Below are 10,460 nucleotides of genomic sequence, written 5' to 3'. Positions count from 1 at the left end.
GACGGCGACACCTTCGTGGTGAGTGTGGTCGGCAACTCGAGCACGGCCATCGGGGTGTGGGACATCATCACCGACTGGAACGACACCGACACCATCGACTTCCAGGGGATCGTCGCCGGCAGCTACGCCGAGGCCACAGCGGCGGACTTCACCGCTGCCGTCACCCTGGCCAACGCAGCCATCGCCGGCGGTACGGACGTGGTCGCCGTACAGGTGGGCGCCGACGTCATCGTCTTCGCGGATTCCGCCAACAACAACGGCACCGCTGATGATGCGGTCGCCCTGATCGGCCGTACGTTGGCCGACATTGACAGCGGCAGCTTCATTTAACCGCCGACGGCCGCGGCGCGTGCCGCGGCCGTTGAATCGTGGTTCGGTGCCGCCATGAGCCGTTTGGACGAGACCGGGCCGTCACTCTCCGACCAGTTCGCCTTCTCGTCCTACGACAGTCTCGAGGGCGTGCCGGTTCTTGCGGCCTCCGAGACGCAGGCGCCGGCCGCGCGCCGGCTGGTGATCGCCGTCCGGCGGCTGGCGCCGGGCCTTTCCATCGCCATCCTGGTGGCTCTGGCCGCCTCCTGGCTCGCCGAGCATTATGGCGCGCCCGTGATGCTGTTCGCCCTACTGCTGGGGATGGCGGTCAATTTTGTCGGACAGGATGTCCGCTGCCGCCCGGGAATCGATTTTGCCGCGCGCACGATCCTGCGCCTCGGCGTGGCTCTGCTGGGCGCGCGGATCACCCTGGAGCAGGCCCGCTCCCTGGGGACCGAGACCCTGCTCCTGGCCACCGCAGGCGTGGTGGTCACGATCCTGGCCGGCTGGGGCCTGGCGCGGGCGTTGCGGTTGCGAGCCGACTTCGGCGTGCTCACCGGCGGCGCAGTGGCGATCTGCGGCGCCTCGGCGGCCCTGGCGCTGTCGTCGGTGCTGCCGCCGTCGCCGACCCGGGAGCGGGACACCGTGCTGACCGTGGTCGGGGTCACCGCGCTCTCGACAATCGCCATGGTGGTCTATCCGCTGATCGCCGCCGCTCTGGGCCTGGGCGACGTCGAGACCGGCGTCTTCCTGGGCGCCACCATCCATGACGTGGCCCAGGTGGTGGGAGCAGGCTACGGCGTCTCCAAGCCCACCGGCGACACCGCTACCCTGGTGAAGCTGTTCCGCGTGGCGCTGCTGTTGCCGACAATCCTGGTGGTGGCCTTGATCTTCCGCAGCCGCGGCGTCGCCTCGGCGGGCGCCCGGACCCCGCCGCTGGTCCCGGCCTTCCTGGTGGGGTTCGTGGTGCTGGTGGCGGTCAACTCCCTGGGTGTCGTCCCCGCCGCGGCCATGGAGCAGGTCGGCGGCGCCTCACGCTGGTTTCTGGTGACCGCGATCGCCGCGGTGGGCGCCAAGACCTCACTGGGCGAACTGGCGCTGGTCGGCTGGAAGCCAGTTCTGCTGATCGTGCTTGAGACGGCGGTGGTGCTGGGTCTGGTGCTGGCGGTGCTGACCCTGACCTAGCCGGGCCCGCCCTGGGCGAAAAGCATGCTAGTCACGCCCTCGGACCAGCCCTTGCGCGAGACCTCTATGCTGCACAACCCGTTCACCGAGACGCCGGCGATGATCGCGGTGATCGGCCTGGGCTATGTGGGGCTGCCGCTGGCGGTGGCCTTCTCGGCCCATCACGCGGTGGTGGGATTCGACATCGCCGCCCCGCGGATCGCCGAGCTCAAGGCTGGCCACGACCGCACGCTGGAAGTCTCCCCGCAGGAGCTGGCGGCCGCAACAGGCCTGCAGGTCAGCGACGACCCCGCCGATCTCGCCGCCTGCAACGTGTTCATCGTCACCGTCCCCACCCCTATCGACAGCCACAAGCAGCCGGACCTGGCGGCCCTGATGGCGGCCAGCCGCACGGTGGGCGCCGCGATCCAGCGGGGCGGCGTGGTGATCTATGAGTCTACCGTCTATCCGGGCGCCACCGAGGACGAGTGCGTGCCGGTGGTGGCCGAGGCCTCGGGCTTGGCGTTCAACCGGGACTTCTTCGCCGGCTACAGCCCGGAGCGGGCCAATCCAGGCGACCCGGCCCACCGGTTGGCCAATATCGTCAAAGTCACGGCGGGCTCGACGCCCCAGGCCGCGGTTTTCGTGGACGCGCTCTACGCACAGGTGGTCACCGCCGGCACCCATCGGGCCAGCTCCATCCGGGTGGCGGAGGCCGCCAAGGTGATCGAGAACACCCAGCGCGACCTGAACATCGCCCTGATCAACGAGTTCTCGCTGATCTTCCGCCGGCTGGGCATCGACACCTCGGAGGTGCTCGCCGCGGCAGGCACCAAGTGGAATTTTCTGAACTTTCGCCCTGGCCTGGTGGGGGGGCACTGCATAGGGGTCGATCCCTACTACCTGACCCACAAGGCCGAGGCGCTGGGCTACCACCCGGAGGTTATCCTGGCCGGCCGGCGGATCAACGACGGAATGGGCGGCTATATAGCCCGCGAGCTGGTCAAGGAGATGATCCGCCGCGAGACCGGGGTGAAGGGCGCGCGGGTCCTAGTCATGGGCCTGGCCTTCAAGGAAAACTGCCCCGACCTGCGCAACACCCGTGTCATCGACATCGTCCAGGAACTCACCGGCTACGACGCCAGAGTGGACGTGTGGGACCCGTGGATCGACGCCGCCGAGGCCCGCCGGGAGTACGGCTTCGATCTGATCCAAGCGCCGCAGGCGGGCGCCTATGACGCGGTGGTGCTGGCCGTAGCCCACCAGCAGTTCGCCGACCTGGGACCGGACACCATCCGCGCCTTCGGCAAGCCTGGCGCGGTGCTGTTCGACGTCAAAGCGATGCTGCCGAAGGACGCGGCCGACCTACGGCTCTAGGGCCTGGCCGGGTAGAGGTCGTAGGTGCGCTGGCCCACAACCAGTCGCTCGGTCTTGATCTCCAGGCGCGCGGGGTCGCGGTGGCGGTGGCCGCGGGCGGTGATGCGGACGCCGGGAGACAGGGCCGAGCGTTCCAGCACCGAGCGCTGGATGGCCGCTGGCGGCGCCAGCATCACATCCCAGACGCCGCCATCGCGAGCCTTGACCTTCAGGAGGCCATGCGGCGCGCCGAGTTCGGCCGCCTGCAGCACGCCGGACATCTTGAAGTCCTCGCCGTGATAGCCGGCCCAGCCGTGGTGGGCCGCGGCGGGCAGCGCGATCGCCGAAGCGGCGAGCAGGATGATCAGGGCGTGGCGCATCGTGGTCTCCGGACTAAGGGTGGGCGTCTGCGGCGAATACTGATCCCGGCCCGTCCGGTTGGCCAGGGCCTCAGCGCCTGGGGTAGTAGTCCAGGTACCAGTCCACGAAACGAGCAACGCCCTCCTCTATGGAGGTTCTCGGCGCATAGTCCAGGGCGACGCGGGTCTCCTCCACGTCGGCCTCGGTGCGAGCCACGTCGCCGGGCTGCATGGGCAGGAAGTTGATCTGCGCTTTGCGGCCTAACTTCTCCTCCAGCACCTCGATGTAGCGCATCAGCTCCACGCGCCGGCTGGCGCCCAGGTTCAGCACCCGCCAGGGGGCGACGCCGCTGGTGGCCGGGTCGGGGGCGAGGGCGTCCCAAGCGCCGTTGACCTGCGCTGGGCGGTCCAGGGCGGCGACCAGGCCGTCCACAATGTCGTCCACATAGGTGAAGTCGCGCTGCATGCGGCCCTCGCCATAGACGTCGATGGGCCGGCCGGCGAGGATCGCCCCGGTAAACTTAAATAGCGCCATGTCGGGCCGTCCCCACGGCCCATAGACCGTGAAGAAGCGGAAACCGGTCGACGGCACCCGAAACAGGTGGGCGTAGGCGTGCGCCATGGACTCGTTGGCCAGCTTGGTGGCGGCGTAGAGGGTGATCGGATGGTTGGCCCCGTCGTGCACGTTGAACGGCAGCTTGCCGTTGGCCCCGTAGACTGAGCTTGTCGATGCGTAGACCAGGTGCTTCGGCTGGACCGAGCGGCAGCCCTCCAGGATGTTCAGGAAGCCCACGATGTTGGAGTCCACATAGGCCTCGGGCTTCTCCAGGCTGTAGCGGACCCCGGCCTGGGCGGCCAGATTGACCACGCCGTCGGGTTTCACCTGCGCGAACAGCTCCGTGACGCCGGCGCGGTCGGCCAGGTCGAGCCGAGCGTGGCGATAGCCGGCGTGTGCTTCTAAGATCGCCAGGCGGGCGGCCTTGAGGCTCGGGTCATAGTAGGGGTTCAGGTCGTCCAGCCCGACCACCGCATCGCCGTGGTCGAGAAGGCGCCGGGCTAGGTGGAAGCCGATGAAACCGGCCGATCCCGTCACCAGAACTGCCAACGACCCACCCGTGCGAATTGCCGCGCGCAAGGTGCGCACCGACGCTCCCTAGCGTCGGTACGCCGCGAAGTCGACCGATGCGGTGGTCAGCGCGCGGCGATCCCGATCACTTCGCGGACCTGGCCGCGGCTGGGTTCGGCGAACAGGGCGTTGCGGCGGGCCTCCAGGACCTCAACGGCGCGCAGGTGCGAGAGGACCGGGTAGAGGCCGGCCATCAGGGCCACGAGGAACCCCAGCCGGCCTTCCTGCCAGCCCTTGCGCGCCAGATAGCTGCGCAGGAACTGGTGTGCGCCGCTGAGGACGCCACTGCCAAGCTTGCCGGGGTCGCAAGCGTCGGCCAAGTCCTCGGCGTTGAGGGCGGTGAGCCGGTTGAGCCGGTCGATCATCCCGCCGATGTCGCGACCGACGGTGCGGCGAAGCGCCCCCTTCAGGGCCCCGGCCGGCGCCCCGGCCAGGGTCACGCCGCCGTGCAGACGCTGGGGCCTCCAGTGTTTCACGCCGCGGCGGTAGAGGCGCACGCTGCTGGCCACGCCCAGGCCGCCGGCCCAGCCGTGGCGCACCAGGGTGGCGCCCACGTAGTTGTCCAGGGGAATCTCGAAGTGGTCGCCCGCAGGGCGCATCTGCAACGCCGCGCGGATTTCCCAGGCCAAGGCCGTGTCGACGGCCTCGTCGGGTTCGATCTCCAGGATCCAGTCACCGGAACAGAGCTCAAGGCCCGCCGCCTTGCGCTGGCTCTCGAAGGGGAAGATGCCGTCGATCACCGCCGCGCCGGCGCGGCGGGCGATTTCCTGGGAGCGGTCGGTGCAGCGGTCGGCCACCACCACGATCTCGTCGCAGAACGACAGCCGGCGCAGGCAGTCAGCCAGAGCCGAATCCTGGTTGTGCACGCACACGAGCGCCGAAAGTCTGACCACCTCAACCCGTCCCCGACGGACTGTCATCCGTCGTTAGCTATGACGGCGCGGTGCGCGTCCTCCCCCCAGCCAAGCTTAAAAATTCCTCAGAACGCCGCGGCAAGGCGCAGGCCGACGGTCCGGGGTCGCTGGGGGGTCACCTGGCGGACTTGGCCGAAGCTGAACGGGTTGCCGTAAGCAAAGGTGTCGCCGGTGTCGTTGGTGGGATTGCTGATGAAGACGCCTGCGCTCCAGGCGTCGGCGTCAATCTCGGCGGAGAACTTTGCGCGAAGGTAATCCCCCATGCGCGGCGGCAAGGCGGCGTCGAAGGAGAGCGCGGAGCGGCCCACGTAGCTGGCCTGGCCGGTGATCCGCAGGGTGTAGCCGGCGAGCGGCCGCTGGTAGATCGCCAGCAGTCCGCCGGAAAGCTTGGGAACGCCCGGCAGCTCGTCGGTCACACGCAAGGCAAAGTCGAGGTTGGGCCGGCGGGTCTTGGAGTCGGACAGGAGACCGTTGGCCAGGACCGAGAGGCCGAAGTCCCAGTCATAGCCGACCTCCGCCTCCAGCCCGATGATGCGTGCGTCGCCGACATTGGCCGTATAGGCCAAGCCCGACGGGCGGTACTGATCGGTCTGGATGTTGGTCCAGTCATCGTAGTAGGCCGCCGTGCGCACACCCAGGCGGCGGTCCAGCAGGCGCACCTTGGCCCCGATCTCGTAGTTGCGCAGGCGGTCGGGGACGAAGATGGTCCGGTTGGCACGGATCGGAAGGAAGCCGCTGGAGTTGAACCCGCCCGGCCGATAGCCCTCGGTTATCAGGGCGTAGATCAGGTCGCCGGTATCGAACTCGCGCTGCAGTGAGATCTTCGGCGACAGGCCGGTGAACTGCTTCTCGTTCTCGAACGCGCGGGAGCGGCCGGGCGGGATGGCGGCAATGGCTGAGGCGGTCTTGACGTCGCTCTGGAACACCCGGCCGCCTAGCGAGCCGATCCAGCCGGGGGCGAGCCGCCAGGAAGCCTCCCCGTAGACGGCCAGCTCACGCAGGCGATCCTTGCGGTTCTCCCGGTAGGCCGTTGCGATGTCGCCGGTGACCGCCCGGATTCCCAGGGATGAGGGCGTGTCCTCGATGGTGTTAGACGCATAGGCGCCGACCAGCCATGTGAATGGACCGGCGCCCGTGGAACTGAGCACCAGGTCCTGCACCAGCATGCTGACCCGGGCGCTCTCCTCGTAGAGACCCAGGTCCGACTCGGGCGCGTTGAAGACGATGTCGAGCACCGCGGAGGCGTCGTACTGGCTGGAATAGGTGTGGCGGACATAGGCGATGGAGGAGCTGAGGCTGGCCCAGCCCAGGTCGCCCCGCGCCGTCAGGCCCACATGGGCGAAGTCGTTCGCGTGCGCCTCGCGCACCCGGTTGGCCCGCTGCTGGTTCTGCTCGGAGAGCGTCGTGTACTGGGTATCGTCGGAGCGCAGCCGTTGCGCGGCGGCCAGGGCGTCGAGGCTCCAGGCGTCGTTGATCTGCAGGCGGACCGCCAGGCGCGCGCCGTCGCGCACCGTCTTGTCGACATTGGCGAGCCGGAGGTTCACGTCGTCGAGATAGCCGCCCTGAAGGTCGTGGTAGGCCACCAGCCGCACGGCGGCCCGCCCGGGCAGCACGGGAACGCTGAGATACCCCTCGATCTCGCGGCTGGGGTCGCCGCCGTCGGTCCAGCCGGCCAGGCCCGCGACGCCTCCCGTGAGGTTGGTCAGGTCGGGCTTGCGGGTGACGATGCGGTAGATGCCGCTGATTGCGCCGGAGCCGTAGAGCGCGCCCTGGGGGCCGCGGATCACCTCGACCCGTTCGATATCCACCAGACGCAGGTCCGGGTCGGGAGCGTTGTAGTTGAGCGGCGTCTCGTCGAGGTAGGTGCTGACGGTCGACCGGGTGCGCCCGGTGAAGGCGCCGTCCGAGAGCCCGCGGATGAGCAACTTGTCGCGCCCGGGCCCCAGGTTGGTGCTGAGCACACCGGCCAGCTGGCCGGTGGTCTGGCCGGCGTCGGCGGCGCCACTGATCCTGATCTGGTCGTAGGGTATGGCGCTGACGCCGGCCGGGAGCCGGTTCAGGCTGGCCGGCCGCTTGGTGGCGGTGACCACCAGCTCGGCCACGAACACCGGCGGGCGCACCGGCTCCGGCGCGGGGCGTGCCGGGGCGGCTGCGGAAATCTGTACGGTTCGGCCGTCGACGAGGCGGTAGGTGCAGGGGGCGCCGGCCAGCAGGCGACTCAGGGCGTCCTCGAGGCCATAGACGCCGCTGAGGGTGGCGCGGCCGCCGCCGCCGCAGGCCGACACGCCGACGATGGAGATGTTCGCCTGGACGCCCAGGGCGATCAAGGCGTCGGCGAAGGGATTCGGTGCGATGGCCAGCCGATAGCGAGCGTCGGCGGCCTCAGCGTGGCCGGCGACCAGGGTGAGCACGCATGCGCTCAACCACGTCCCGAGAGGTCCGCCCGGCCTGGCTATCGCTCCACATCCCCACTAGCGCTTCGGCGCACCCTCGCGCCGCAGGACTATGCCCGCGTCGGACCGTACCGCGCTAATGGGAACCAGCAAGGCCAGACGACCAATAACCGCATCCTGATCGTCCAGGACCAGAACGCCGGAGATCGGCGTCCGGGCAAGGCTGGCGTCCTCGATGCGGATCGGGGTGGGGAACTGCTGGTTGAGGTCGGCCACAACCTCGCTGAGCGGCCGGTCGCGATAGACCAGCCGGCCAGAACGCCAGCCGAGCACGTCCTGCGGCTCGGCGGCGGTGATGCTCACGTCTGTGGCGCCTTCGCGGTGCTCCAGCCGTTGGCCGGGGCGCAGCCGATAGGCCTTGCCGGCGCCATCGGTGGGCCTGACCTCCACGGCGCCGCGCGCCACGGTGACGGCGAGTTGGCCGTCCCGGCGGCGGACGTCGAACTGGGTGCCAACCACCTGGACCGTGCGGTCGCCCGCGGCGATGACGAACGGCCTGCGGGCATCGGCGGTCACGTCGAACACCGCCTGACCCTCTTGCAGCACGACGCGGCGGGCATCGCGCTCCAGCGTCACGGTCAACCGGGTGCCGGCGTTGAGGTCGATGGTGGAGCCGTCGGCGAGGCTGACCGTGCGGTGTTCGCCCCGGGCGGTCGCGTAGTCACCGGCGGCCGGAGCCCGGTGCTGCCCAGGAAGCACTACAACAACGGCAGCCGCAGCGGCGGCCATGGCGCCGGCCGTTAGGTAGAACCGCCTGCGGGTCGGGACGGCACGGCGCGGGGCGGTCAGGTCTTCTCGCACCTCGGTGGCGGTCCGTCCGTATTCCAGCCAGACGGCGAGGGCGGCGTCATAGGCGGCAGGGTTGCGGGCGTCGGCCATCAGCCATGCGTCGAACGCCAACGCATCCGCCTCACCCAGGTCGGCGGCCTGGAGCCGGACGATCCAGTCGCTGGCGTCTTCGCGCCGCGCCTCGTCGTCAAAGGACCGAACGTAGGTCATTGAGCTTCCCCGGACCGCCAGCATGGACCGCCCGTCGATGAGAAAGACGCCGCCGCAGCGCGCCACCCCCCATTGCCGATTTGCAATTCAGGGTAGTTCATCGCCCCAACTTCGCGGTCAGCGCCTTGAGCGCGGCGCTGATGTGCTTCTCAACGGACTTCACCGACAGGCCCATCGACTGGGCGGTCTGTGCATGGCTGAGGCCTTCCAGCTTGTGCAGGCGAAAGGCTCGTTGCATCTGCGGCGGCAGGTCGCCCACGGCGTCGACCAGCTGCCTCAGGCGCTGGCGGGAGGAGACCTGCTCGTCGGCGGGCGCCTCGTCGACCACGTCCTCGCCACCGATGCTGACCCGCGCCGTGTGCCGCCAGGCGGCGTCGCGCGCCGCCGAGCGGGTCTCGCCGCGGGCCTTGTCCAGCATGACGTTGGTGGCGATGCGGTAGAGCAGGGCCACGGGGTTTTCCGCGGCGACCTGCAGGTCGCGGGCGGCGAGCTTCAGGTAGAGTTCCTGGGCCAGGTCCTCGGCGGCGGCCATGGAGCCGGCCCGCGCCGCGAAGAAGCGGATCAGGTTCGTGCGGCGCTGCAGATAGACCTGGATCAGTGGATCTTCCGACCCGGTTTCGGACGGCGCGGACACCTCAGCGACCCACGGTGCGGCGCCCGCGGCGCACGGTGGGTTGGGCGGACCGGCGGAGGCGAATATGGATCATCGGATTGATCGCACGCGACTTTCGCCGAGATGTGCCCCATTCGCGCGCCGCCGCCAATCTCCAAAGCAGGGGGGGCGGCCGACCTGCGGGGCGCCGTCCGTCGCCGAAACGGCTGATCCAAAAGGACTTTCGCGCGTTCTCCACAGCGCCGCGGCCTGATCGCGCGGGCGCGCGGTATGCAGGGGCGCATTCTGCATTTATGAGGTTGTCCGTATCTTGGTCGCCTGGGGGACGTCGGCAGTGATCATTGGGGCCAGGGAGCTTTCAGTATGACCCACCGAATCGTCCCGGGACTTAGCCCCGCCCCGACCAAACACGCCAGGCTGGTGGCGTGGGTGGCCGAGATGGCGGCGCTGACCGAGCCGGACCGGGTGGTGTGGTGCGACGGCTCGCAGGCTGAATGGACCCGGCTGACCGACGAACTGGTCGCCGCCGGAACCCTGAAACGGCTGAATCCGGACAAACGCCCGAACTCCTTCTACGCCGCCTCCGACCCGCGCGACGTGGCGCGGGTGGAGAGCCGCACCTTCATCTGCTCGGAGAAACCTGAGGACGCCGGCCCGACCAACAACTGGCTGGAACCCGGCGAGATGCGGGCCGACCTGAAGGACCTGTTCAGGGGAGCCATGGCGGGCCGAACCATGTACGTCGTGCCGTTCTGCATGGGCCCGCTCGGCTCGAAGATTTCGGCGATTGGCGTAGAGATCACCGATTCGGCCTACGTCGCCGTATCCATGCGGATCATGACCCGGATGGGCCAGGCCGCCCTCGACCAGCTCGGCGAGGACGGTTTTTTTGTGCCCGCGGTGCACTCGGTGGGCGCGCCCCTGGCCGCGGGGCAGGCGGACGTCGCCTGGCCCTGCAACGAGATCAAGTACATCGTCCACTTCCCGGAGAGCCGGGAGATCTGGTCCTACGGCTCGGGCTACGGCGGCAACGCGCTCCTGGGCAAGAAGTGCTTCGCGCTGCGGATCGCCTCGGTGATGGCCCGCGACGAGGGCTGGTTCGCCGAGCACATGCTGATCCTGAAGCTGACGTCGCCGCAGGGCGCCCAGCGCTTCGTGGCCGCCGCT

Annotated in this window: 9 protein-coding genes and 1 pseudogene; 4 read left to right on the top strand and 6 right to left on the bottom strand. The window is 69.3% G+C overall.

The genetic code is table 11. From position 1 onward, the window contains the following. The 3 genes from ACLL81_RS08550 to ACLL81_RS08540 form a co-directional block, all read left to right on the top strand. Nucleotides 1–330 (top strand): hypothetical protein (locus ACLL81_RS08550; RefSeq protein WP_411287923.1); only part of this gene is annotated, 330 nt, incomplete at its 5' end. Nucleotides 331–384: 54 nt separating this feature from the next. Further along, a complete protein-coding gene (locus ACLL81_RS08545) occupies nt 385–1,494 on the top strand; it encodes a YeiH family protein (protein ID WP_411287922.1) in 1,110 nt (369 codons plus the stop codon). Between the two features lie 24 nt (nt 1,495–1,518). Then, on the top strand, nt 1,519–2,850 hold the full coding sequence (locus tag ACLL81_RS08540) for a nucleotide sugar dehydrogenase (RefSeq protein ID WP_411287921.1): 1,332 nt from the start codon (nt 1,519–1,521) through the stop codon (nt 2,848–2,850). On the opposite strand, the gene ACLL81_RS08535 is transcribed toward ACLL81_RS08540, so the two are convergent. The 6 genes from ACLL81_RS08535 to ACLL81_RS08510 form a co-directional block, all read right to left on the bottom strand. Continuing rightward, nucleotides 2,847–3,209: a DUF6152 family protein gene (locus ACLL81_RS08535; RefSeq protein WP_411287920.1), complete on the bottom strand. Its 363-nt coding sequence runs from the start codon at nt 3,207–3,209 to the stop codon at nt 2,847–2,849. The two genes, ACLL81_RS08540 and ACLL81_RS08535, sit on opposite strands and share 4 nt — an antisense overlap. Before the next feature lie 70 nt (nt 3,210–3,279). After that, nucleotides 3,280–4,281, bottom strand: coding sequence for an NAD-dependent epimerase (locus ACLL81_RS08530; protein ID WP_411287919.1), 1,002 nt, complete (start codon nt 4,279–4,281; stop codon nt 3,280–3,282). Between the two features lie 98 nt (nt 4,282–4,379). Then, the gene (locus ACLL81_RS08525; RefSeq protein WP_411287918.1) at nt 4,380–5,180 is read right to left on the bottom strand and encodes a glycosyltransferase family 2 protein; all 801 of its coding nucleotides are present in this window, start codon (nt 5,178–5,180) and stop codon (nt 4,380–4,382) included. Between the two features lie 113 nt (nt 5,181–5,293). Continuing rightward, the gene (locus tag ACLL81_RS08520) at nt 5,294–7,639 is read right to left on the bottom strand and encodes a TonB-dependent receptor (RefSeq protein WP_411287917.1); all 2,346 of its coding nucleotides are present in this window, start codon (nt 7,637–7,639) and stop codon (nt 5,294–5,296) included. A gap of 60 nt (nt 7,640–7,699) precedes the next feature. Next, nucleotides 7,700–8,680, bottom strand: coding sequence for a FecR family protein (locus ACLL81_RS08515; RefSeq protein WP_411287916.1), 981 nt, complete (start codon nt 8,678–8,680; stop codon nt 7,700–7,702). 97 nt (nt 8,681–8,777) lie between these two features. Further along, nucleotides 8,778–9,314, bottom strand: coding sequence for an RNA polymerase sigma factor (locus ACLL81_RS08510; RefSeq protein WP_411287915.1), 537 nt, complete (start codon nt 9,312–9,314; stop codon nt 8,778–8,780). A gap of 342 nt (nt 9,315–9,656) precedes the next feature. Between ACLL81_RS08510 and ACLL81_RS08505 the strand changes: the two are divergent. Continuing rightward, nucleotides 9,657–10,460 (top strand): annotated as a pseudogene (locus ACLL81_RS08505) (phosphoenolpyruvate carboxykinase); the annotation flags it as partial.

The organism is Phenylobacterium sp. (assembly GCF_046590535.1).
Classification (GTDB): Bacteria; Pseudomonadota; Alphaproteobacteria; order Caulobacterales; family Caulobacteraceae; genus Phenylobacterium.
The sequence above is the reverse complement of the archived record's forward strand: the minus strand, read 5'-3'. Positions and strand labels throughout refer to the sequence as shown.

Coding starts and splice junctions, on each gene's coding strand:
- ACLL81_RS08535 (WP_411287920.1), bottom strand. CDS start 3,209: ATGCGCCACGCCCTGATCATCCTGCTCGCCGCTTCGGCGATCGCGCTG.
- ACLL81_RS08540 (WP_411287921.1), top strand. CDS start 1,519: ATGCTAGTCACGCCCTCGGACCAGCCCTTGCGCGAGACCTCTATGCTG.
- ACLL81_RS08515 (WP_411287916.1), bottom strand. CDS start 8,680: ATGACCTACGTTCGGTCCTTTGACGACGAGGCGCGGCGCGAAGACGCC.
- ACLL81_RS08545 (WP_411287922.1), top strand. CDS start 385: ATGAGCCGTTTGGACGAGACCGGGCCGTCACTCTCCGACCAGTTCGCC.